Raw genomic sequence first — 23,671 nt, 5'->3', positions numbered from 1 at the left:
GTCATGGCAACAGGCCTCCTCGTGGCTATTGTCATACTGGTTCTAACGAGTTTGAAGCAAAGTCAGACAAGGTTGACATATTATCGCAGCCAACAAGAAAAGCTCAACCTAGCTCTGATGGCAGTACAAACTGGTCAAACGTCTCTCAATATGAATGATTGTCGTCTGACGGTTTCGTGCACAGAAAAAACACTTATCGTTAGGGATCAGGAAGGAGAGGTTATTAGAATTGAAAAAAAGGACAGGTAGGGTCCAAGCATTTACTTTTTTAGAGGCTTTAATTGCCTTGCTGGTGATATCAGGTTCTCTTCTAGTGTATCAAGGATTGACCAAAACACTCCTTAGCCACAGTCGCTACCTTACCAAAAATGATCAAGACCATTGGCTTTTGTTCTCCCAGCAGTTACGAGAAGAGTTAAGTGGAGCGCGATTTCACAAAGTAGAGAACAATAAATTATATATCGAAAAAGGCAAGAAAAAACTAGTTTTAGGACAATTTAAAAGCCATGACTTTCGAAAATCGGCAGGCAATGGACAAGGTTATCAACCCATGCTGTTTGGCCTGTCTCATAGTTATATACAAGCAGAGCAGTCTCGTATTCGTATTACCCTTCACTGGAAAAGTGGACTAGAAAGGACCTTTTACTATGCGTTTCAAGACCAACCTTAAAGCAGGGATACTGTTGTATACCATGTTTATGGCTTGTGTTTTTATGTTGGTTTTGCAGGTCTATCTTTATCAAATCTCTTATTTTTATAAAGAATGCCAAGCTCAAACAGCCTATGTGAGAGCAAGGTTAATGGCAGAAATGGTTTATCAGACGCCAAATCAAGATGTTGAGCGGGTTGTCTTTGAAGGAGGAGTGGTTACATCACGTTTTAATAAGCATCAACACGTAATGACTGTCACTCTTGGTCAAAAAAAGCACTACCAATTCTACTACTCGAGAAATACTAAACAGCCATCCAAGGAGAATGCAAGTCAAGCAATCTCGTTACCAGATGGGACTCTTTCTCCATAAACTTAGGGGATTTAAGATCGGGAATCCTTTTCATTTAAGGTGTAATCTGATATGATAGGTATATGAATTTTGAAAAAATTGAAGAAGCCTATCAGTTACTTTTAGAGAATAGTCAACTGATTGAAAATGATCTAAAAACACATATTTATGATGCCATCGTTGAACAAAACTCTTTTTATTTAGGTGCTGAGGGAGCTAGTCCTCAAGTTGCCCAGAACATTAACAAACTGAAAGCCTTACACCTGACTAAAGAAGAATGGCGTAGAGCTTACCAGTTTATTTTTATTAAGGCAGCTCAGACTGAGCAGCTCCAAGCAAACCATCAGTTCACGCCAGATGCTATTGGTTTCATTCTGCTATATCTTTTGGAACAATTGAGTGACAAAGATAGCCTAGAAGTCCTTGAAATTGGCAGTGGTACGGGAAATCTAGCACAAACTCTCCTCAATAATACGAGTAAGAAACTTGATTATGTAGGGATTGAACTTGACGACCTCTTAATTGATTTATCAGCAAGTATTGCTGAAGTAATGGACTCTTCAGCTCGTTTTATTCAAGAAGATGCGGTAAGACCGCAATTGTTAAAAGAAAGCGATGTTGTTATCAGTGACTTGCCAGTGGGTTATTATCCTAATGATGACATTGCTAAGCGCTATAAGGTAGCTAGTTCTGAGGAACACACCTATGCTCATCATTTGCTCATGGAACAATCTTTAAAGTATTTGAAAAAAGATGGTTTTGCCATTTTCTTGGCACCTGTCAATTTGTTGACAAGCTCTCAGAGCCAATTGTTGAAAAATTGGTTAACTGGCTATGCCCAGGTAGTGGCCTTGATTACTCTACCAGATTCTATATTTGGTCATCCTTCTAATGCTAAGTCCATTATTGTCTTGCAAAAGCAGACAGACCATCCGACAGAAACCTTTGTTTATCCTATTCGAGACTTGAAACTTGCAGAGAATATTCATGACTTTATGCAAAATTTCAAAAAATGGAAACAGGATAATGTCAATTAACTGATTTTTTGTTATAATAAAATAGCATCACAGAAAACGATTTCAAGAGAGGTTAAAAATGTCAAAGACAATTGCAATTAATGCAGGTAGTTCTAGTTTAAAATGGCAACTTTATCAGATGCCAGAAGAAGAAGTGTTAGCACAAGGAATCATTGAGCGTATTGGTCTCAAAGACTCTATCTCAACTGTTAAGTACAATGGTAAAAAAGAAGAGCAAATTCTTGATATTCACGATCATACCGAAGCCGTTAAAATCTTGTTGAACGATTTGATTCATTTTGGTATTATCGCTGCTTATGATGAAATTACAGGTGTTGGTCACCGCATCGTCGCAGGTGGTGAATACTTTAAAGAATCAGTTGTTGTCGACGATACTGTTGTCGAACAAGTTGAAGAATTATCAGCCTTAGCTCCACTTCACAATCCTGGAGCGGCGGCAGGGATTCGTGCCTTCCGTGATATTTTGCCAGATATTACCAGTGTTTGTGTGTTTGACACATCATTCCACACCAGCATGGCAAAACATACTTACCTTTACCCAATTCCTCAAAAATATTATACGGATTATAAAGTTCGTAAATATGGAGCTCATGGGACAAGTCATAAATATGTGGCAGAAGAGGCTGCAAAAATGCTTGGTCGTCCATTAGAAGAATTAAAATTAATTACTGCTCATATTGGAAATGGTGTCTCAATTACAGCTAATTACCACGGTAAATCAGTTGATACCTCAATGGGATTCACTCCGTTAGCTGGTCCTATGATGGGAACACGTTCTGGTGACATTGACCCAGCTATCATTCCTTATTTAATTGAGCAAGACCCAGAGTTAAAAGACGCTGCTGACGTTGTTAATATGTTAAACAAAAAATCAGGTCTTGGAGGAGTATCAGGTATTTCTAGCGATATGCGTGATATCGAGGCTGGCCTACAAGAAAACAATCCAGATGCTGTTTTAGCTTACAATATTTTCATTGATCGCATTAAAAAATTCATCGGTCAATACTTTGCTGTTTTGAATGGGGCAGATGCTTTAGTCTTTACAGCTGGTATGGGTGAGAATGCACCATTGATGCGTCAAGACGTTATTGGTGGCTTAACATGGTTCGGAATGGACATTGATCCTGAGAAAAATGTTTTTGGATACCGTGGTGACATTTCAACTCCAGAGTCAAAAGTGAAGGTGCTTGTTATCTCCACAGACGAAGAATTGTGTATTGCGCGTGACGTTGAACGTTTAAAAAATACAAAATAAAAGAGACTAAGTCTCAATAGATTAACCAAGTAAGGTAAAGTCATTGCTTTCCCTACTTGGTTTTTTTGATAGTCTTCAAACGATTTCCACCACTATTATCATCCTGTAAGCAGTGAATCAATGTATCTAAAAGGGACATTGAGAAGGCAATCTGATAAAAAGAACGACGGTTCCAGACAATTAGAAGTTGATTTCAGTAACACTATTTTAAAATGACAAATAAGTGAGAAAAGTATTGACAAAAAATGTAAAGGAAACTATACTATAAATGTAAAGTTAACTTGACATAATTTTTGGAGGATGAGATGGATAATCGTATTCAGGAACTCCGTAAAGCTAGACATATTAGCCAGGCAGAACTAGCGGATGCTATGAATGTGACAAGGCAGACGATTATTTCCTTGGAAAAAGGAAGATATAATGCCTCTCTTGAGTTGGCTTATAAACTTGCTATTTTTTTTCAATTAAGCATTGAAGAAATTTTCTTGTTTAATCAAGAAGAGAGTGATTAGTGGTGGAACGAAACAACAAGAAGAGTTTGATTAGTTACTATTTTGGGGAGTATTCTCCAGTAGTCTAGCCATTTATTTTAGAAAATGCATAAGGAAATTAGGATGACAACGGGATATATTACTAAGTTAAAGGCAATATTTGCTAGGCTGAGATGGTTTTTGCTAGCTCTGATAGTGATAGTGTTGGAACAGCTGCCAACTTTATGGATTAGGAAAGGACAGCCTTTTGGGCAGGTTCTCATCATCACAGGTATTTTGTTACTAATCGCAACAGTTGTTTTTTATTTTGGGAAAAGACTTGGTTTGTTAGGCAATAAAAGGGTTCCTGAGGATGAGTATCGTTGGCTATGGATTGGGTTAGGACTTGTTTCCTTATTTGCTGTTCAGATTATCGGTAAAATGATTTTAGTTATTGAGAAAGGCCAACAGGCTGATACAGTGAATCAATCGGCGATTCTTGGGGTGGGAATGCATCCGATTCTTCTGGTAACTTTGGTAGGACTTGTGGCTCCTATTGCTGAGGAAATCGTTTTTCGTGGTCTACTATATGATAAATTATTTGGACCTAAGTACTATATAAGACTGATGTTTAGCAGTTTCATGTTTGGTCTTATTCATGAGCCCACTGATTTTGGAAGCTGGGTTATTTACGGCGGTATGGGGCTTATTTTGGGGCTTGTGTGTCGAAAAATACAAAAATTAGAACACGTCATGCTGGTTCACTTTTTGAATAACGGCATAGCCCTGATATTGATTGCTTTTGCGACAAAGATGATTTCTTAAAATAAGGAGATTGAGGTATGAAAAAGGAACCTTCACTTAAACAAAAATGCCAGTACTGGGAAAAGGTCTATACTCGAATTGGACATGTATTGGTTGCTTTAGGCTTTTTATCCGCGACTTGGGGTATTTGGTTAATGACACGTGGAAATATGAGACAGGGAACTCTGTTATTTTTCCTTGCCCCCTTGTTTTTGATTGCTTCAACTTTTTTCTTTTATGTGTTTACAGAACCTACTGATTTAAAAAACTATTTGGTGGCTCTACATGATGAGCGTAACCGTGCCATTCGAAAACAGACACAGGTTTACTGCTTTTACGTGATCATTAATCTTTTTATTGTTTTATACTTTTTCTTCCCCCAATTAACTATTCGAGACCTTGTGTCGTATAAATTTCCTTTGATCTTGGCTTATCTTTATTTCTTCCTTAGACATTGGGTTTCTAAAAAAATGTAACCCCATCCTGAACATTTTAAAGACGTGAAAACACCCCTGTTTGAGACTGTTTCAACTTCCTTGTTAGCTGTATTGTCTAACAAGGAGATGAGTTGTCCTTGAACGGGGTGTTTTGCTAAGTAGGGTGCTTGGTAGCACCTATTTTTGTAAATGTTTAGCCTTATCAATGGTTTTGTCAATGGCAGAGCTGACAGTGGCTGTGAGGCCGAGGCGTTCTAATTCCATCAGCCCAGCAATAGTCGTTCCTCCAGGACTGCAGATGGCGTCAATAAACTCATTAGGACTTTGTTGACTGGCCAAAAGGTTATTGGCGCTCGCCAAAACAGTCTGCGTAATAATGTCAAGAGCTTTTGGTTTAGGAAGACCATTGTTAACCCCGGATTTGGCCAAGGCCTCAATAAAGAGGTAAATGTAAGCAGGGCTTGATCCTGCTAGAGCAGTAAAGGTATCAAAATCTTTTTCGTCAATGATAAAAGTGCTGCCAAAACTATCGGTTAGCTCTTGTACGCTTGCTTGTAATTCCTTGGAGACCAGAGCATTTCCAGTAAGGGCAGTGCTGCTTTGGAGAATTTGAGCATTCATGTTTGGCATAATACGTAGTAAAGGGAGGTCTTCCCCTACTAAGGTTGCTAGGTCTTGGAGCGAAATGCCAGCCGCCATAGAGATAATGGGTTGTCTAAAATGGAGTGGGTGGAGAACAGCCTTAAACAGCTGAGGTTTAATGCCTAAAATAACGAGGTCTACTTGATCAATAAGCTCTTGATGAGATGAAGCGTAACTAAGTGATAACTGCTCTGCAATCTCTCTAGACCGTTCCAAGGAAGATCCAGAGATAATCAGTTCATGTGGTGTTTTTTTTAAGCCTGTAATCATAGCGCTAGCCATTTTGCCAACACCAATAATACCAATTTTCATGTTGCAACTCCTTGTGAATAGTTGTGATAAATCTGGTCTTCGACTGTTAATAACGTTTGATTAAGTCAACAGTTGAGCGATCAAGTTTTTTGACAATGGCTTGTAAGAAGGTTTGTGCTTCTACGAAATCATCCATAGCGTAGAGGGTTTGGTGAGAGTGAATGTAACGTGCACAGACCCCGATGGTAGTAGATGGAACGCCACTATTTTGAAGATGTGCAGCTCCTGCGTCGGTACCACCTTTACCACAATAGTATTGGAAACTTACACCGGCTTCCTCAGCCGTTGTGAGTAAGAAGTCACGCATATCCTTGAGCATGACATGGCCTGGGTCGTAAAAGCGCAATAAGGTACCATCTCCGATTGTTCCAGGATTGCCATAAATATCGCCAGCAGGGGAGCAATCCACCGCAAAGAATAATTCAGGGTCGAACTTGGTGGTTGAGACATGGGCTCCGCGAAGGCCAACTTCTTCCTGAACATTTGCTCCTGCAATGAGGGTATTGTTAAGGTCTTGTCCTTTTAGAGCTTCAAGCATTTCCGTTACCATGAGGACGCCATAGCGATTATCCCAAGCTTTTGAAATGATATTTTTTTGATTAGCTGTTAGGATAGTTTCAGATTGAGGGACGATGATATCTCCTGGTGTAATGCCAAAGCTTTCAGCTTCTGCCTTATCCGTAAAACCACCATCAAACACAATATCTTCGATGTTAGGGAGGCTAGCAGAGCCATTTGCCCCACGTAAAAAATGAGGAGGTACTGATCCTGAGATTAGTGGGATAGCCTGTCCAGTACGGGTGTAGAGAGTAAACCGTTGTGAACTGACAACAAGTGGGTTCCAGCCACCGATACCAACCACGCGCAGTGTGCCGTCTGCTTTGATGTCACTCACCATAAACCCGACTTCATCCATATGAGCAGCCACTAAAATACGGGGTGCTTGGTCAGCTTTACTATCTCTAATACCAAAAATGCCCCCAAGTCCATCTGTTTCAACACGATCAACAAGCGGCGTTATTTTTGTACGGAGATAATCGCGGACACTGTGCTCATAGCCGGCAATGCCATCTAATTCTGTCACTTCTTTGATTTTTGAAAATAAGTCTGTCATCTTTTACTCCATTAATAAGGGTTTAGACAAGTTTATGCTTGTCGTCTATCTTATATTCTACCACTTTTTAGGTAAGAATGGATGATCATTTCAAGGATGAACACTGGAGAAAAAATACTCAGAAAGCTCACAGTAAGGTGAAATGATGTTAACGCTAAACAAAAATCCTAGAGATTAAAACTCTCTAGGATTTCTATGAAGGGGAGATGCCTTTTTGCCATAAGCTGTTTTTTTAGGAAGCAAGGTGATTATCAAAATGATAAAGCAAAGGCTGGTCAGTAAGAATAGTAGGGCGCTTATGATGCGAAAAGACTCTCCACTGGCGAAAAGTAAGGATAATGGGGTCATAAAGGAACCTTCCATCTTCTATCAATTAAATTTTTGGTATAGTTAATAAATAAATAAACTATACCTAATCATTATAAATTAAGTTTAATTGCTTTTGTATTCTTTGTCAAGTCTTAAAGAGATAAAAACATTATTTTTCCTTGTAGCTTAGCCTCTCTTTTTGAATTTGGGCTAGCCCATTTAAACTATTTTGTGATAAAATGAAAAGTATGAACAAAAAGCAAACAGGTATCCTTTCAGGCCTCTTGGGGGCAGGGCTTGTCCTAGGTCTTGGATTAATGATAAATGACTATTATCAAGAAAAAGAACGTCAGCACATCACAAGGGACTTACGTGCCTTTTTTTCAGACTTGGGACACATTGACGTTTTATATGTAACTCCTAAATTGCCTAGAGTAGCTCAGGTTTCTGGTGGCGTGGTCATGGCAGATGGTAGACACTACACGTACACTTATGATAGAGGCCAGTTTAGCATTGAGGAGGAGCGAATATGATTGTGCCAAGTACTTATGAGGAACTAGCAGGATTGATTGAAAATGAAGATAAACTGGTTTTGTTTTTCACAGCTGACTGGTGCCCAGATTGCCAATTTATCTATCCTGTGATGCCAGATATTGAGGCAGAACATACCAATATGACCTTTGTGCGCGTTAACCGAGATCAGTTTATGGAAGTGGCACAAAAGTGGGATATTTTTGGTATTCCTAGTTTTGTCGTGATTGAAAAAGGTCAGGAAGTAGGGCGTCTGGTTAACAAAATGAGAAAAACTAAGGCTGAGATTACTGATTTTTTAGCGGCTTACGATTAATAGAAAAGGAAGAATGACATGATTTTTGCATACAATAAAGAGCAAGTTGGCGACGTGTTGATGGTAATCTTACAAGAGACAACACCTATGAAACGTCAAGTGGAACGTAGAGGAAAAGTCGCTCGTGTTTTTGCAGAAGAAAGCGGCAAAACCCTTGCTTGGAATATCTTTGAAGCATCAAGCCTTATTGCTATTGAGGGCAATGGACAAGTCTTTTTGACTGATGAAGATGTGGCTACTTTAAATGATGAATTGGCTAAAGAAGGATTTTCAGAAAGGCTTGAACCGACTGCGGGACCTGTTTTTGTCGTTGGTCAAATCGTGGAGATGGTGGCTCATCCAGATAGCGACCATTTGAATATTTGCCAAGTGGCTATTGGTGAGAATCAAACAGTTCAAATCGTAGCGGGCGCACCAAATGCTGCGCTTGGTTTAAAAACGATTGTTGCCTTACCAGGTGCTATGATGCCAAGTGGGAGTTTGATTTTCCCAGGGAAACTGCGCGGCGAAGAAAGTTATGGCATGATGTGCTCTCCTCGTGAGTTGGCCTTGCCAAATGCACCACAAAAACGTGGTATTATTGAACTTGATGAGTCAGCTGTAGTAGGGGAAGCTTTTGCCCCAGCTAAACATTGGAAAGGTTAAATGAATCAGTTGAGCGATAATGACAGAAAGTCGTTGTCATCAATGATTAGTTTTAGAAACACAAAAATAAGTCTAGGAAAACCAGTCTTAACATTAGTCTTTAATGATTAATGAGTAAGATTGGATTTTCTTAGACTTTTTTAGTTAAAGCTAGTTTTGCTCTTTTTTAGGATTAAGTGTTGTAAAAAAGCAATGTCTTTATAGGGTCTTAGGTCACAAATAGCCAATTCCATATCAAGCAAGTTTTCTCGCCATTCTTCAGTCGTTTTAAAAGCATTTGGTTGCAACCCGTAGACGGTTCTGATGCCGTAGTAATGCTGCAAGGCTAATTGTGTTTTTGACAAGAGGTCCTCAATGCTAAAAGTTTGTCCAGCAGAAAAAGATAGGCTTTCAAAAGCATCTCCCTTTAGCAACTGCAAGGCTTTTTGACAGTCATTTTCAAAGATAACAGAATGAAGAACCTTTCCAACGTGATTGTGCTTAACCAGGGACAATGTTCCACCTTGTTTTAAGATGCGTTCAAATTCCTTTAGGTAAACAGGATGGTCTTGTGGGCTAATATATTCTAAGACATTATGGCAAATAATCAGATCGAAGGTGTTATCAGCATAGTGGTGAAGACTTTCAAGAGAACCGTTTATTTTAGTAATAGTGTCTTGGGTATGGGCAAAAAGTAAATCAGGATTTGGTTCAATAGCGATGACCTGATTGTTGGCAGCTAGATGTTCGGCAATCAGGCAAAAACCTGCTCCAAAGTCCAATACGTGCTGATTCTGATGATGGCCTAGTTGAGCAAAAATAACATCGTACATTAACCGACCCCACGGTTGTTGTAACATGTCTTTATAAGTTTCGAGATTAGCGGTCATTAGCAGTTCTTTTCCTTTAGTTTAAGATGCCATTTATTTTACCATAGTTTTTACGAATAATAAGGTAAGGAGGTTGATATGTATAATAAAGTGATAGCAATAGGTCGTTTGGTGGCCAAACCAGAATTGGTAAAAACCGCTACGGATAAACATGTAGCACGTCTCTCTTTAGCTGTTAATCGAAGATTTAAAAATGCTTCAGGAGAGCGAGAAACAGATTTTATCTCTGTTGTTGTTTGGGGAAAGTTAGCAGAAACCTTGGTTTCTTATGCTAGCAAAGGTAGTTTGATGTCTATTGACGGTGAACTTAGAACCCGTAAATATGATAAAGATGGGCAAGTGCATTATGTGACAGAAGTGCTATGCCAGTCTTTTCAGTTATTAGAAAGTCGTGCTCAGCGTGCGATGCGAGAAAATAATGTCGCCAATGACTTGGTAGATTTGGTTCTAGAAGAGGAGGAGTTGCCTTTTTAAGCAGGTGTAGCTAATCCTTTAGAGGTGTAATATTATTTGAAAAAGTCTCTTTTTTACGAGTTGAATGCTCTAAAAATCTTTATGAGTGGGCTCTTTTTATCAATTGTTAGAATATTACCAAGAAACCGAAAATTCCATAAATAACAAAAAATCAGTTAAAAAGTCTTGACAGTGTTTAAAAAAAGGGTTAGAATGTTAAACAATTAAGACGAAAGAAAACAGGAGGTGCTGGTATGGTATCAAATAGCACAACTCACACGATGACTAAGCGTTATTACTATAGCTTCTTTAGATAGTGTTTGTAGACATGGGAAACATGGATACAAACACGGTAAACGTTACGTTTGTATCTATGAGGCTATGGCTATTTGAGTTGTTTGTCCGCATAGATGATATATCTAAGTGGACACCATACAGCGCGTATTTTGTTATACCATTGCACGTGTATAAGACCATTTAGGTAATTCTAAATGGTCTTATTTTTATGCAATAAAGAAAGAGGAAATAACATGGGATTTAAAAAAGCATCACTCATTGCCTTTATAGGCTTAGCAACTTTATCACTGGCTGCTTGTCGCAAGGAAGCAGGGCAGGCACATCAATCAGCTAAGGTGGGCATTATTCAATATGCAGAACACTCTGCTTTAGATGCTGCGCGTGAAGGATTTATTGAAGCCTTGGCAGAAGGAGGTTTCAAGGAAGGCAAAACGCTGACAGTGACAACTCGAAATGCTCAAGGGGATCAAGCAAACCTCCAAACCATGGTAGAACAGTTAGCTGGTAAAAATGACATGAATTTTGCTATTGCGACACCAGCTGCTCAGGCTTTGTTAAATGGCGATCAAGAGACGCCAGCTGTTTTCACGGCAGTAACGGATCCTGTTTCAGCAGGCTTAGTGGATTCTTTGGCTAAACCAGGTGGGAATATGACAGGATCAATTGATGCCACAGATGTAGCTGGGCAGATTGATTTATTGACAAAGGCTTTGCCACAAGCTAAAACCGTTGGTATTTTTTACAATTCAAGCGAGGTGAATTCTGAAGTACAGGCTAAAGCAGCTAAGAAAGCTCTGGAGAAAAAGGGCCTCAAGGTTCTTGTTAAGACTGTTACCACAACCAATGATGTGCAACAAGTCATGACGAGCTTAGCTAATCAAGTAGATGCCGTTTACCTACCGACAGACAATACTGTAGCTTCTACAGCCAGCACTATCGGTAATATTCTGAAAGAAGCCAAGGTGCCTTCTATGGGAAGCGACGATGCTTACTTGTCAGCTGTTCTGTTTACATCAGGAGTAGACTACAAAGCTATTGGGAAGCAAGCCGGCAAAGAAGCGGTAGCTATTCTAAAAGGGAAAAGTCCAGCAACTATTAAGGTAGCGAAACCTGAAAAGGCTAAAATTGCCGTTAATGACGACATGGCAAAAGCATTGGGGATGGATTCCCAAGCCATCAAAGCACTTGGGAAATAGAATCAGTTTTAAACAGATAGGAGAAGAGGATGAAAAAAGTTTATTATCTCGTAATGGTGGCACTTGCAACGTTAACGTTAGCTGCTTGTCGGTCTACTAAAGACCCAGTGACTAACCAGAAGGATGTTCACGTTGGTATTTTGCAGTATATGGAGCATGATTCCTTGTCTGCAGCCCGTAAGGGATTTGAGGCGGAGCTAGAGGCTGAGGGCTATAAAAAAGGTAAAAACCTGACGTTAGATTACCAAAATGCTCAAGGTGACCAGTCCAACCTACAGACCATTTCAGAACAATTGATTTCTAAAAATGATTTGATTTTGGCTATCGCAACCCCAGCCGCCCAGTCTTTGGCAACTGTATCAACAGAAACACCAGTTGTTTTTACGGCAGTAACAGATCCTCTATCAGCTGATTTAGTGGACAGTATTAAAAAACCTGGAAGCTTGATAACAGGAACAAGCGACCAGGCACCAATAGACAAGCAAATTAACTTGCTTGGTCAGGCCCTTCCCAAGGCTAAAAGAATTGGAATACTATACACCACTAGCGAACGCAATTCAGAAGTTCAGGTGAATGAAGCTGAAAAACTCATGACAAAGGCGGGATATCAGGTTGTCAAAAAAGGCATTTCTAGTTCCAATGATGTGCAAGATGCGGCTAACAGCTTGATGAAAGATGTAGATGCTATTTTTGTTCCAACAGATAATACGGTTGCCTCAACCATGACCATGTTGGGAGAACTGTCTATTGCCAATCAAGTTCCCATTGTCGGTGGGTCAACAGATATGGTAGATGCTGGAGGCTTGCTAACCTACGGTACTAACTACGAGAGCCTTGGAAAACAAGTTGGGAAAATGGCAGTCAAAATTTTAAAAGGGCAAAAGCCAGCTAATCTCGCCGTTGAATACCCTAAAACAGTTGAATTGCACATTAATCAAGAGATGGCTAAAGCCCTCAAGATTGATGTGTCACAATTAACAGCCGACTAAGAAGGCTATTACTATTAGATAAATTCATAAAGGAGACATTCTATATAAAAAGTCAAGAGAAAATTTTACAAAATAAAAAACACCCCCACTGAGATAAACTTGAATGCAAGTTACTCAATCGTCTGGAGGATGCACTTGAACAGGTTACACTAAACTAGACATAGTTTTTCTCCTATTTTCTTTAGTGTAGAACACTTTATAAATTCTGTCTAGTTTAGTGTAACCTGTTCAAAGCGTTATCATTCTCATTACCAATAAAACAAAGAGCTGTGGTTAGAGTCTCCTTTAAATCGTCAAAGCGATTAAAACATGGTACTAATCCACAGCGCTGAATTAAGTATAAAACAAATCTAAAAAATAATTAAAGAAAGGGTTTATACTAGCGGGAGCTACCCACTAATATAAATATAAGAAAACATGTCACTCGTTTTGTCAAGCTTGTCTCAAGGCTTACTCTGGTCTATCATGGCCATTGGTGTTTACCTCACTTTCCGTATTTTGGATATTGCGGATTTGACGGCTGAGGGTTCTTATCCTCTGGGCGCAGCTATTTGTGCGACAGGTATCGTCTCAGGTTTAAACCCTCTGTTAGCAACCATGCTCGCTTTTGGAGGTGGCCTATTAGCAGGATTGGTGTCAGGACTTATCCATACCAAATTAAAAATCCCAGCTCTATTAACAGGGATTGTCACTTTGACAGGACTTTATTCCATAAATCTCAAGGTTTTAGGCAAGGCCAATGTGGCCCTTCTTCGACAAAAAACCCTGGTAACGCAACTCTACGATATGGGATTTACTAAGATTGCGGCGGTGATGATTATTGGTGCTCTCTTTGCAGTAGTGGTGATTGTTCTCTTAACCCTTTTGATGAAAACCCAAATTGGTTTGGCGCTGCGCTCCACAGGGGATAATATTCCTATGAGTGAATCAAATGGCATTAAAACAGATCATATGAAAATGCTTGGCTATATGGTGTCTAATGGTTTAATTGCTTTGTGTGGTGCTCTTCTTTGTCAAAATAATGGCTACGCCGACTTGAATGCAGGGGTAGGAACCATTGTTATCGGCCTTGCGTCTATTATCATTGCCGAAGTCATGATTCGCAATTTGAGCATTGGTTGGCGCTTAGCTTCCATTGTTTTAGGATCAATCGTTTACCGTTTGATTATCTTGGCTATTCTAGCTATTCCAGGCATGGATGCTGATCTGGTAAAACTCTTCTCAGCTATTTTGCTAGCAACCGTGCTATTTGTCCCAGAATTGCAAAAGAAATTGAACATTCGTAAACCCAAATTAGGATAGGAGAAGTTATGTCAACGAGATTATCCATTCAAGCTATTCACAAAACCTTTGAAGCAGGAACCATTAATGAAAATCATGTTTTAAGAGGGCTATCTCTAGATGTAGCAGAAGGGGATTTTATTTCCATCATTGGAGGCAATGGGGCTGGTAAATCTACTCTCATGAATACTCTAGCAGGAACGCTCCCTATTGACCAAGGCGATATTTTACTAGATGGTCAATCCATCAAGAAATTATCAGCTTCAAAACGTGCTAATGATATTAGTCGAGTCTTTCAGGATCCTAAAATGGGAACAGCTTCACGTCTCACGATTGAAGAAAACATGGCTATTGCTCATCGTCGAGGCAAATCACGAGGGTTAAGTTGGGGAGTGAAAGACAAGGACCGTCAGTTGTTTAAGGAAGCCTTGAAAGAATTAGGCTTACATTTAGAGAACCGTCTGAAAGTAGATACCCAATTCTTGTCAGGTGGTCAACGCCAAGCCTTGACTCTCTTGATGGCCTCATTGGAAAAGCCAAAAGTCTTACTCTTAGACGAACATACAGCTGCCCTTGACCCTAAAACTAGTGCGATGGTCATGGAATTGACTCAAAAAATCGTCGAGAACCATGGCCTAACGACCCTTATGATTACTCACAATATGGAAAATGCTATTGATTATGGCAATCGGCTGGTCATGCTCCATCAGGGGAAAATTGTAGTCGATGTGAGAGGAGACGAAAAGAAAAACCTAACAGTTGCCCAGTTGATGGAACTCTTCCATCAAAATAGTGGCCAAGTATTGACAGATGATGCCCTTGTTCTAGGTTAATCTGCTCTAGAAAAAGTTGGGAGTCTTGTCTAATAGTTAAAAACCCTCTGCTAACCTTAGAATTAGCAGAGGGTTTTAGTTATGTTTTGATAGGATGGATGATTGTCTCTGGCCTCCACCCCTAGCAGAGGGCTATTATAAGAGATCCAACTCTTTGAGTTTGTCATCAACCATTTGTAACACAGTTGCTAAGTCGTCTGGGTTCTGAACAAAATCAAGAGAGTTGCCATCAATTTTCATCTTTGGAGACACCTTGTAGTCCTCATACCAACCTGGATATTCTCCATGAACTTGGTGATAATATTGTTCAAGTCCAGGATTGTCACCGACCTGTTCAAAACTCCGACCACGTTTTTCAATGCGCTCAAGCATTTTGTCAAAAGACACATCGATATAAATCAGAAGGTCAGGACGTTTCTTGGGCATGCCTTCTAGTTCCTCAAGCATGTTGGCGAGTAATTCTTGGTAGATTTCGAGTTCTGTCTTAGTGACATTGCCATTTTTGTAGTTGAGTTTTAAGAAAAGCTCGTCCTCAAAAATAGAGCGATCAAGGATATTATTATCAGCCTGATAAGCTTCTTTGATGGATTTGAACCGTTTATTTAAAAAGAAAATTTGAAGCAAAAAGGCGTATTTTTTAGGGTCTTGATAATAAAGGTCAAGTACAGGGTTGTTGTCAACGGCCTCGTAAAAGACTTCAGTTCCTAAATGATTTCCAAGTGCAGCAGCAAGCGAGCTCTTGCCGGCACCAATTGTTCCTGCTAGTACAATCAACATGTGTCTCCTTCTAATGTTCTTAGCGTACTGTTTCGAAGATGGCTTCAACCTCAGCTAGAGTCTCAGCGCGTGAAACAGCACCACGAACCTTTGCAGCACCAGCTGTTCCGCGAAGATAGTGTGGTGCTAAGCCACGAAATTCTCGAACAGCAATGGTTTCACCTTTGAGGTTAATCAAGCGTTTAAGGTGGTCTTCGGCGATGTCGAGTTTCTTGGCAAAAGGAAGATCTGGCAATTCTTGTCCAGTCTCAAAGAAATGATTGATTTGAGTGAAAAGGTAAGGATTGTTCATGGCTGCGCGGCCAATCATCACGGCATCCACACCGATTTCTTCGATCATAAATTTGGCGTCTTGGACGGAACGGACATCCCCATTTCCAATAAATGGAATCTTAGTGATAGCCTTAGAAACTCGGGCCAATGTTTCATGGTCACAGGTTCCTGTATACATTTGTTCACGGGTACGACCGTGCATGGCAAGAGCAGACACACCTGCCGACTCAGCGGCAAGGGCATTCTCAACGGCAAGCGAACTATCAGCCCAACCTGTACGCATTTTGACAGTCAGTGGAATATCTAAAACAGACGTGACTTCCTTGACAATGTGGTAAATCTTATCAGGGTCACGGAGCCACTTGGCACCAGCCTCGTTTTTGACAACTTTATTAACAGGGCAGCCCATATTAATATCAACAATATCGGCCTTGGTATTGGTTTGAATGAAATCAGCTGCACGCTTTAGCCCTTCTGCGTCACCACCAAATAATTGAATGGACATAGGGTGCTCGTTCTCATCAATATGGAGCATGTGGAGGGTCTTCTCATTGTTGTAAAGAAGCCCTTTTTCGGAAATCATTTCCATAACCACTAAACCAGCACCAAATTCTTTAGCGATGGTACGAAAGGCAGAATTGGTCACGCCAGCCATAGGGGCAAGTACAGTGCGGTGGGGGATTTTCACATCACCGATCATAAAGGAAGAATTAAGCTTTGTCATTGATGAGGGCCTCCAAATCATTTTCATTAAATTGGTACTTGGTGCCGCAGAATTGGCAGACAATTTCAGCACCCTTATCTTCGTCAATCATGGCCTGTAAATCTGCTTTGGGCAAGGTCATTAGGGCTGCTTCAAAACGTTCTCTAGAACAGTCACATTGGAAGCTTAGCGGTTCTTCAGAAAGACGCTTGTATGGCTCATCTCCATAGATGGCATCCAGCAGAGCATCCACATGATTTTCAGAAGCTAGTAGTTGAGAAATGGCCAGCATTTCTTGCAGGCGTTTTTCATAGCGAGCAATCTCTTCTTCAGAAGCTCCAGGTAGAACCTGCAACATAAAACCACCAGCAACTTTGACCTTATCATTTTCATCGAGAAGCACGTTAAGCCCAACAGCAGAAGGTGTTTGCTCTGATTCGGTTAAGTAATAAGCAAAATCCTCACCAATTTCCCCAGTAATAAGAGGCGTTGTTGAGGTATAGGGATTACCTGTGCCATAGTCGATGATGGTTACAAAATGACCATTTCCCATAAAAGGTCCAACAAGGACTTCACCTGTGGCCGTTTTCTTGATGTCAACACCTGTATTTTGAATGTAACCTTTCACATGCCCTTTGGTATCTGCCACAGAGATAATGTGTCCAAAAGAAGAATCACCAATCACTTTGACGGTAATCTTGCTATCGCCTTTTTGGTTGGCCGCTAATATTTGATTGGCAATCAAGGTACGGCCAAGAGCCACTGTTGACGATGACAGGGTATTGTGTTTTTCCTGAGCCAATTTAACTGTTTCAGTACTATCAAGGACATAGGCCCTAAAAGCACCTGATTGAGAAATTGATTTAATAATTTTATCCATAACTTATATTATATCACAAAGCGTAAAGCTTGTATTGACAGGATTACTTGAAAATCAATGCAGGCAACTAATAAAAAATCTCAGGGGACCCCTGAGATTAATGCGAAATAGTGTCAGTCTGGTCATAGTGTTGAGCAAGAAACTCTTTAGAAGACATGCCTGTATATTTTTTAAAGGTCTTCAGAAAATGGGTGGTGTCGTAGAAATGCAATAATTTGGCAACTTCGCCGACAGGGACCCCTCTAGAAAGAAGGGTTTTTGATTCGTCTATTTTTGCTTTAAGAATGTGACTTTGCAAAGAAATAGTCGAATATTTTTTGAAAACAGAGCGTAAATGAGATTCTGACACGTACAAATGATTGGCGATGTCAGACACCTTTAATTTCGAATAAAGGTGATTATTCACATAATGGAGAATACTACTATACATTTGACGCTTATCAGAAATGCTTTTATTGCTTAAAGATTCAGAAAAACTAATAATAGCTGCACAACGAATCCTCAAGACTTCAATTAAATCACGGGCTTCTTCATTCAAGGCCATGTAATGCTTTACAAGAGTATAATTCTTGGCGACGTCAGTGTTTTCCTCAAAACTCAATTCTAGTAACTTAGTGAAATAAATAACCGATAGATTTTTTTCAGCCCTAAGAGCTGGAACCGAAGACGATGTGACACTAGATAGAGGTATGCGATTGACTTCTTGTTTGAGCAATTGTGGATTGCCTAACCTAACGAGTTTCATAACATGATTCAAATGATTTAAAACAGGAGGAGGTGTACAGGATGCTTTACGGCCATGTTTCAGACAATGAATAATATCAGGGTCAGCACTAATCTGTTTTGAATGGTGTATCAATTGGTTAATAATTTGCTGGCAGCGAGCTTCAAATTGTGTATCAAAAAAGGCGTCAATAGCCACAAAAAGATTGCGTATATTAGCAATTGGGAAATCTGGGACAAGTGCCATGTAGGTTAACAGTTCTTCTTTGGTATGATGTGAAAAGTGTTCTAAAAAGTGATCTGCTAACTGTTCGTGATACTCTTTGTTCAGAGAATAAGGATAGAAAGGCCCAATAGCAATAATGTATTGGCAGACAGGAAAAATAAAAAAGGACTCTTCAAGAAGACCATCATAAAAAGTAACATCATCTGCGTCTTGAGGGATAGTTAAATGTTTTAAAAAGTGATAGTAAGGAACCAAGTAATCTTCATTTGCATATACCTGAACGAGTGCTTTATCGTGAGATATCACTAAAATCGGCAATTGAGATAAACTATGCAATGTTTGAACATATTTTAAATTGAATGTAACCACTTTGATAGACTCACTTTCATCATTAATTGTACAGTTCCGTTAGCCTTATAAAGGTTTCAAGTAATATCAATGATGAAAACGACTGATTTTTGGGCACACTAAAGAAATATAGCAATAGCGCAATCTCTCTCCATCATTTCACTCTCTCACCGATTATACCATTAGTTATTTAGTAAATAAAGTTAAGTGGTTTTTTTAGAAAATTTAATGTTGGATGAGGGATTATTTTCAATAATAAAGTTATTATCTGAAAAAAGTTCTAAAAATAGTAAAATTCAGCATGATTTTAAAATCAACAAATTCTTAATGAAAATTATGTTATAGTCTATTAGTTCTGTACTTAATAATAGTTAGTGCTTACAGAATCATGATGTAAAAAGTAGGGAGAGAATTTAATCAAATGAAATTGTCTAGGAAAACATTATACTCAGCAATGGCTTTTACCATGCTGACAAGTGCCACTGTTGCACCAGTTGCTCAGATTATACCAAGTAGTACGGTAAGGGCGGAGACAGTAGCGACTATACCTGAAAAAACTACCGTTAAAATCTATAAGTTACAGGCTGATAATTATACAGACGAAGTCCTTAAAGATAATGGTTTAAGGAATGAAAATGGAGATGTAGTAGATTTTAAAAATTTAGGAAGAAATGCAAGAGGTCTTTCTGGAGTTACATTCACAGCATTTAAAATAACAGACAATGCAACAAAAGATGACTTAAAAAAATTATCCTTGGAAGAACTAAAGCAAAAGTATAACGAAACAAAGGTGCTAACTCCAACTGCAGATAATGGTCTGACAACCTGGGAGTTAGCAAAAGCAGATAATGGTCGTTATTGGGTTGTAGAATCGACTAAACCTGAGACAGTCTCTAATTCAGTTGCAGTACCATTTGAAATTAGTTTTCCGATGTCAAAATCAGATGGGACGGGATACTTGACAGAAGTTAATATTTACCCAAAGAATGTTACGGGTGAAAAGCCAAAAGTTGATAAGGATGTTACAAAACTAGGAAATGATGATGATTCGTATGCTGTTGGCGAAGAAATTAAGTGGTTTTTAAAAGCAATGGTTCCCTCTAACTTTAAAGATTACAATGTTTTCAAGTTAACGGATACTTTAGAGACATCATTAAGTTTTTTAATTCCTAACGAAAACAGTATTGGTGAGGTTAAGTTCGGAGATAAAGTATTAGTGAAAGAACAAGATTATCAAGTTATTTTTGATAATGCTATGAAAAAGGTATCTGTTGAATTAACTCCCACAGGTATAAAAAATGTTTCAGATTATATTAATGATAAAGTCAATCCGCCTATTTTAGTTAATACAGAAGATGGTTTATACAAAGCAACTACAAATAGTAACAATTCGGCATTTCTTTCAGTTGAATTAAAAACTATGATTAATGAAAGTGCAGTTATGGGGAAACGTATTAATAATAACGTCGAACTTGAATATAAGCGTAATCCAGATCAAGAAGTTAAAAAAGAAAAAATTCCAGATAAAGAAATTCCAGAGGTTCATACTGGCGGGCGTATCTTTAAGAAAGTCGATGTAAATAACCCCGAGGGAAATGGTTTATCTGGTGCTGAGTTTGGACTTTATTTTGATGAGCTATTAAATACTCCTGTCACTTGGACAGATAGTTTAATTAAAGCTAATAAAGCAGCAATAGATGCAGGTAAATTTAAAGAAAATACTCCAAGAGTGGGAGATTCTATTATATTAAAATCCTCGCAAGACGGGACCTTTGAAATTAAAGGACTTTCTTATGGAGCAAGGGACTCTAAAAAGCGTACAGATGAAACTGTTGGCAATGCTGAGGAAACAGGGCAAACACTTTATTACTTAAAAGAAACAAAAGCACCTGCGGGCTATGTGATTCCTGAAGGTCCTATCAAATTTGAAGTTAATGCAACATCTTATTACAAAGATTCTAAAACGATTCAGTCGGGAACAACTGCAGCCGATGCGGAGCCCCAAAAAGTAGAAAACACCAAACGTCCTGAAATTCCAAATACTGGTGGTATTGGTACGGCTATTTTTGTTGTATTAGGCCTTATCATTATGTTTGTGGCGGCTAGAGGAATGAAACATCACAAGGAAGAAAACTAAACAAGGCTACTTCTAAGTAACCACGCTCAGGAAAGAGAAATAGCCTTATTTCTCTTTTCGTCGTTTAATAAAAAGGAACATTATGCAGAAATTATTAAAATACCTTTGTTCTTTTGGGGTGGTTTTGGGATTGTTGCTAGGTTTTCAGGGACAGGTTTTGGCTCAGGGAGAACAGGCCCAACTGACGGTTGTACATTTAGAATCACGGGATGTGGATCGTCCCAATCCTCAATTGGATTTGGCACCCAGTTCTGGGAAGCCGGTTGAAGGAATAACGTATCGTCTTTACCAGCTCAAGTTTGGTCACGAAGCACAGCCGATGTCTTATTGGGAAAAACTGGCGCTCAACTCCTTGAATGAGCAGTCTCAAGCTGTTTTTGAAGCTAAGACAGACAGTGAAGGGCGTGTCGCTTTTTTACAGCTACCGGTTGGAATTTATTACGGGGTAGCTGTGGAGAATCAACAGCGTCAAGCTGGCATAGCAGGCTTTTTGGTAGATCTTACAGGAGATACGGGCTACGTGAAGACCGTTTATCCTAAGGTTATTTGGCCTACAGGTGGGTTACACCTTATCAAATACGGTGTTGATGGGCAATCGAAGAAACCTCTTGCTGGGGTTAGGTTTGAACTTTATGAGGATAATGGATTGAAACCCTTGCGCATGAAAGATGGGCTTCATTCTTACGATTTGGACGCTAAGACAACATTAATCACTAATCAAGAAGGGCAACTTAAAGTGGCTGGACTACTTGCTGGTAATTATTACCTTAAAGAAGTGGCTACTGTTAAAGGCTATCGTCTGAAAAGCAGCCCTATTTCAGTGCAAATAGAAGCTGGGCAGACTAAAACCATTACTGTTGACAATCAAAAAGAAACGCCTCCACCGGTAAAACCGCCTAAACGTTTTGGAGACTGGATTCCAAGAACAGGAGAGGAACAAGCGCGTGCACTGATAGGTCTAGGGCTTGTCTTGATGTTTGTGGCCTTTGTGATTTTCTATTATCAGGACCGTCGCAAGGAGGATAAAGAATAAGATGGCAGGGCAGACAAAAAAGATGAGCCTACGGATATGGTTGTCTCGCTTCATTTTTCTAGTGGGTTTCTTGGTCTTGGCTTTCCCGATTGTCAGTCAGATTATTTATTACCAAGCTTCTCATGCTAATATTAACGCTTTTCAAAGAGCAGTCACTACCATTGACCGCACGGAGATTAAGCGTCGATTAGAGCTAGCTAAGGCCTATAATGCTAGTCTTTCTGGGACAAGTACTCAGGCGACTCAACCTGTGCTGAAAGACCCTTATTCTGAGGAACAAAAAAAGGCGGGGCGGGCTGAATATGCTAGGATGTTAGAAGTTAGGGAGCAGATTGGTCATGTGATGATTCCAAAAATCAATCAGGATTTACCAATCTACGCTGGTTCGGGAGAGGACAATCTGCAACGAGGAGTTGGTCATCTAGAAGGGACAAGTTTGCCGATTGGAGGACCTTCTACTCATGCGGTCTTGACCGCTCACAGAGGTCTGCCAACTGCTAGATTATTTACAGATTTGGATAAGATGCGCCGAGGGGATCGCTTTTACATTGAACACTTGGGAGGTAAGCTGGCTTATCAAGTAGATAGCATCAAAGTGATTACGCCAGATCGCTTAGATGAGTTATACCTTGTTCCAGATAAGGATTATGTGACCTTGCTCACCTGTACACCCTATATGATTAATAGCCATCGTCTCCTTGTTAGAGGCAAACGTATTCCTTATAAGGAAAGTCTGAAACAAAAAGATCAACAGCTTGGTCAGCGACACCAGTTGGCAACTTATGGCTTCATTGCCTTAGGGCTTACCTTAGTGCTAGGGTTACTATGGTATGGGAAGCGACAAAAGAAACAAAATCGGAGACAAGATGAAACAAAAGGTTAACCAATTATACCAACTAATTGCTACCAATAAGTTGAGGAGTGTTCTCTTTATTTTAGGCATCTTAGTGGTGTTATTTCCAGTTGTTAGTCAGGTTAGTTATTACCTTGCCTCTCATCAACAAATTAATCAATTTGAACATAAGGCAGCAGTTATTGATCGCTCTGCTATTGAGCGACGAATCAGCTTAGCTAAAGCTTACAATGATGCGATTTCTCGGCATCCCTCTCTGAGTGATCCTTTTACCAGTAAGGAAAAAGCAGGGCTACGTGAATATGCTCGAATGCTTGAAGTCAATGAACAAATTGGTCATGTTGCTATCCCTAAGATAGGGGTTGATTTGCCTATTTACGCGGGGACATCGGCTGCTATTTTGGAAAAAGGAAGCGGGCACTTGGAAGGAACTAGTTTACCGATTGGTGGGAAAACCACCCATGCCGTCTTGACGGCTCATAGAGGGTTACCAACAGCTCGGTTGTTTACAGATTTGGACAAGGTCAAAAAAGGTGATTATTTTTACGTTACCAATTTGAAAGGGACCTTGGCTTATCAAGTGGAACGTATCATGGTGATTGAACCTAGCCAATTGGATGCCGTGAGCATTGAAGAGGGTAAAGATTATGTGACCCTTCTGACCTGTACACCTTATATGATTAATAGCCATCGCTTATTGGTAAGAGGTGTGAGGGTTCCATTAACGTCTAGACAAGCCAAAAGAGAAAGCCTAACAGCTGTGAGACCATATCAGTATTATCGTTGGCTAGTGTACTTGGCCATTGCAGTTCTGATTATACTTGTGATGATTGTTGCCAAATATTACCAAAAGACTAACAAATCATCGTAATATTCATTAAGGTGTTCATAAACAGCAGCCAAGAGAGAGGGCTGAAACTTAAAGGG

Annotated in this window: 27 protein-coding genes; 20 read left to right on the top strand and 7 right to left on the bottom strand. The window is 39.6% G+C overall.

The features are described from left to right. Positions 1 to 3: 3 nt before the first annotated feature. From comGE to ACYTR8_RS01930, 8 genes are all read left to right on the top strand, one after another. Entirely contained in the window at positions 4 to 249 is a 246-nt protein-coding gene (gene comGE / locus ACYTR8_RS01965; RefSeq protein WP_231871990.1) for a competence type IV pilus minor pilin ComGE, read from the top strand. Continuing rightward, positions 230 to 670 carry a competence type IV pilus minor pilin ComGF gene (gene comGF, locus ACYTR8_RS01960; protein ID WP_111714778.1) on the top strand — a complete coding sequence of 147 codons (441 nt, stop codon included), beginning with the start codon at positions 230 to 232 and terminating at the stop codon, positions 668 to 670. The genes comGE and comGF overlap by 20 nt, the downstream gene beginning before the upstream one ends. Further along, positions 648 to 1,022, top strand: coding sequence for a competence type IV pilus minor pilin ComGG (gene comGG, locus ACYTR8_RS01955; protein WP_111714780.1), 375 nt, complete (start codon positions 648 to 650; stop codon positions 1,020 to 1,022). Before comGF ends, comGG begins: the two co-directional genes overlap by 23 nt. 62 nt (positions 1,023 to 1,084) lie before the next feature. Beyond that, positions 1,085 to 2,038 (top strand): class I SAM-dependent methyltransferase, encoded by a 954-nt coding sequence (locus tag ACYTR8_RS01950; protein ID WP_115246884.1) that lies wholly within the window; start codon positions 1,085 to 1,087, stop codon positions 2,036 to 2,038. Between the two features lie 58 nt (positions 2,039 to 2,096). After that, positions 2,097 to 3,293 (top strand): acetate kinase, encoded by a 1,197-nt coding sequence (locus ACYTR8_RS01945; protein ID WP_269760226.1) that lies wholly within the window; start codon positions 2,097 to 2,099, stop codon positions 3,291 to 3,293. Positions 3,294 to 3,598: 305 nt separating this feature from the next. Then, positions 3,599 to 3,805: a helix-turn-helix transcriptional regulator gene (locus ACYTR8_RS01940; RefSeq protein ID WP_111714788.1), complete on the top strand. Its 207-nt coding sequence runs from the start codon at positions 3,599 to 3,601 to the stop codon at positions 3,803 to 3,805. Positions 3,806 to 3,907: 102 nt separating this feature from the next. Beyond that, positions 3,908 to 4,588 (top strand): lysostaphin resistance A-like protein, encoded by a 681-nt coding sequence (locus tag ACYTR8_RS01935; RefSeq protein ID WP_479641584.1) that lies wholly within the window; start codon positions 3,908 to 3,910, stop codon positions 4,586 to 4,588. 17 nt (positions 4,589 to 4,605) lie between these two features. Beyond that, positions 4,606 to 5,043 carry a hypothetical protein gene (locus ACYTR8_RS01930; protein WP_111714792.1) on the top strand — a complete coding sequence of 146 codons (438 nt, stop codon included), beginning with the start codon at positions 4,606 to 4,608 and terminating at the stop codon, positions 5,041 to 5,043. Between the two features lie 138 nt (positions 5,044 to 5,181). On the opposite strand, the gene proC is transcribed toward ACYTR8_RS01930, so the two are convergent. Both proC and pepA read right to left on the bottom strand, forming a co-directional pair. Further along, complete coding sequence (proC, locus tag ACYTR8_RS01925) at positions 5,182 to 5,958, bottom strand: pyrroline-5-carboxylate reductase (RefSeq protein WP_111714795.1); 777 nt, start codon at positions 5,956 to 5,958, stop codon at positions 5,182 to 5,184. A 46-nt stretch (positions 5,959 to 6,004) separates the two neighbouring features. Continuing rightward, on the bottom strand, positions 6,005 to 7,072 hold the full coding sequence (gene pepA / locus ACYTR8_RS01920) for a glutamyl aminopeptidase (RefSeq protein ID WP_012766453.1): 1,068 nt from the start codon (positions 7,070 to 7,072) through the stop codon (positions 6,005 to 6,007). A gap of 557 nt (positions 7,073 to 7,629) precedes the next feature. On the opposite strand from pepA, the gene ACYTR8_RS01915 reads away from it, so the two are divergent. The 3 genes from ACYTR8_RS01915 to ytpR are packed head-to-tail and all read left to right on the top strand — an operon-like array spanning position 7,630 to position 8,873. Then, positions 7,630 to 7,914, top strand: a complete 285-nt coding sequence (locus ACYTR8_RS01915) for a DUF4651 domain-containing protein (protein WP_479641583.1) — start codon at positions 7,630 to 7,632, stop codon at positions 7,912 to 7,914. Then, positions 7,911 to 8,228 carry a thioredoxin family protein gene (locus tag ACYTR8_RS01910; RefSeq protein ID WP_241067298.1) on the top strand — a complete coding sequence of 106 codons (318 nt, stop codon included), beginning with the start codon at positions 7,911 to 7,913 and terminating at the stop codon, positions 8,226 to 8,228. The genes ACYTR8_RS01915 and ACYTR8_RS01910 overlap by 4 nt, the downstream gene beginning before the upstream one ends. A gap of 18 nt (positions 8,229 to 8,246) precedes the next feature. Next, positions 8,247 to 8,873, top strand: coding sequence for a YtpR family tRNA-binding protein (ytpR, locus tag ACYTR8_RS01905; protein ID WP_111714803.1), 627 nt, complete (start codon positions 8,247 to 8,249; stop codon positions 8,871 to 8,873). A gap of 140 nt (positions 8,874 to 9,013) precedes the next feature. On the opposite strand, the gene ACYTR8_RS01900 is transcribed toward ytpR, so the two are convergent. Beyond that, the gene (locus ACYTR8_RS01900; RefSeq protein WP_443597173.1) at positions 9,014 to 9,742 is read right to left on the bottom strand and encodes a class I SAM-dependent methyltransferase; all 729 of its coding nucleotides are present in this window, start codon (positions 9,740 to 9,742) and stop codon (positions 9,014 to 9,016) included. Between the two features lie 78 nt (positions 9,743 to 9,820). Between ACYTR8_RS01900 and ACYTR8_RS01895 the strand changes: the two genes are divergently transcribed. The 5 genes from ACYTR8_RS01895 to ACYTR8_RS01875 all read left to right on the top strand — a co-directional run bounded on the left by ACYTR8_RS01895 (position 9,821) and on the right by ACYTR8_RS01875 (position 14,791). Then, positions 9,821 to 10,216, top strand: coding sequence for a single-stranded DNA-binding protein (locus ACYTR8_RS01895; RefSeq protein ID WP_269760223.1), 396 nt, complete (start codon positions 9,821 to 9,823; stop codon positions 10,214 to 10,216). Between the two features lie 509 nt (positions 10,217 to 10,725). Then, complete coding sequence (locus tag ACYTR8_RS01890; protein WP_479641582.1) at positions 10,726 to 11,688, top strand: ABC transporter substrate-binding protein; 963 nt, start codon at positions 10,726 to 10,728, stop codon at positions 11,686 to 11,688. Positions 11,689 to 11,717: 29 nt separating this feature from the next. After that, positions 11,718 to 12,677 (top strand): ABC transporter substrate binding protein, encoded by a 960-nt coding sequence (locus ACYTR8_RS01885; RefSeq protein WP_479641581.1) that lies wholly within the window; start codon positions 11,718 to 11,720, stop codon positions 12,675 to 12,677. Positions 12,678 to 13,094: 417 nt separating this feature from the next. Beyond that, positions 13,095 to 13,979, top strand: coding sequence for an ABC transporter permease (locus ACYTR8_RS01880; protein ID WP_111714817.1), 885 nt, complete (start codon positions 13,095 to 13,097; stop codon positions 13,977 to 13,979). Between the two features lie 8 nt (positions 13,980 to 13,987). Further along, entirely contained in the window at positions 13,988 to 14,791 is an 804-nt protein-coding gene (locus ACYTR8_RS01875) for an ABC transporter ATP-binding protein (RefSeq protein WP_479641580.1), read from the top strand. A 135-nt stretch (positions 14,792 to 14,926) separates the two neighbouring features. On the opposite strand, the gene ACYTR8_RS01870 is transcribed toward ACYTR8_RS01875, so the two are convergent. The 4 genes from ACYTR8_RS01870 to ACYTR8_RS01855 all read right to left on the bottom strand — a co-directional run bounded on the left by ACYTR8_RS01870 (position 14,927) and on the right by ACYTR8_RS01855 (position 18,742). Further along, a complete protein-coding gene (locus ACYTR8_RS01870) occupies positions 14,927 to 15,568 on the bottom strand; it encodes a deoxynucleoside kinase (RefSeq protein ID WP_269760220.1) in 642 nt (213 codons plus the stop codon). 19 nt (positions 15,569 to 15,587) lie between these two features. Further along, positions 15,588 to 16,565: a tRNA dihydrouridine synthase DusB gene (gene dusB / locus ACYTR8_RS01865; protein ID WP_479641579.1), complete on the bottom strand. Its 978-nt coding sequence runs from the start codon at positions 16,563 to 16,565 to the stop codon at positions 15,588 to 15,590. Next, a complete protein-coding gene (gene hslO / locus ACYTR8_RS01860; protein WP_269760219.1) occupies positions 16,552 to 17,424 on the bottom strand; it encodes an Hsp33 family molecular chaperone HslO in 873 nt (290 codons plus the stop codon). The genes dusB and hslO overlap by 14 nt, the downstream gene beginning before the upstream one ends. 97 nt (positions 17,425 to 17,521) lie before the next feature. Further along, a complete protein-coding gene (locus ACYTR8_RS01855; protein ID WP_269760218.1) occupies positions 17,522 to 18,742 on the bottom strand; it encodes a YSIRK-targeted surface antigen transcriptional regulator in 1,221 nt (406 codons plus the stop codon). A gap of 400 nt (positions 18,743 to 19,142) precedes the next feature. Between ACYTR8_RS01855 and ACYTR8_RS01850 the strand changes: the two genes are divergently transcribed. From ACYTR8_RS01850 to ACYTR8_RS01835, 4 genes are all read left to right on the top strand, one after another. Further along, positions 19,143 to 20,858, top strand: a complete 1,716-nt coding sequence (locus tag ACYTR8_RS01850) for a SpaH/EbpB family LPXTG-anchored major pilin (RefSeq protein ID WP_479641578.1) — start codon at positions 19,143 to 19,145, stop codon at positions 20,856 to 20,858. An 82-nt stretch (positions 20,859 to 20,940) separates the two neighbouring features. Then, positions 20,941 to 21,891 (top strand): MSCRAMM family protein, encoded by a 951-nt coding sequence (locus tag ACYTR8_RS01845; protein WP_479641577.1) that lies wholly within the window; start codon positions 20,941 to 20,943, stop codon positions 21,889 to 21,891. 1 nt (position 21,892) lies between these two features. Further along, on the top strand, positions 21,893 to 22,774 hold the full coding sequence (locus ACYTR8_RS01840; RefSeq protein WP_479640387.1) for a class C sortase: 882 nt from the start codon (positions 21,893 to 21,895) through the stop codon (positions 22,772 to 22,774). Next, the gene (locus tag ACYTR8_RS01835) at positions 22,758 to 23,615 is read left to right on the top strand and encodes a class C sortase (RefSeq protein WP_479641576.1); all 858 of its coding nucleotides are present in this window, start codon (positions 22,758 to 22,760) and stop codon (positions 23,613 to 23,615) included. Before ACYTR8_RS01840 ends, ACYTR8_RS01835 begins: the two co-directional genes overlap by 17 nt. Positions 23,616 to 23,671: the final 56 nt, after the last annotated feature.

Source organism: Streptococcus sp. F2 (genome assembly GCF_056500955.1).
This window is presented reverse-complemented; position numbering and strand designations above follow the sequence as displayed.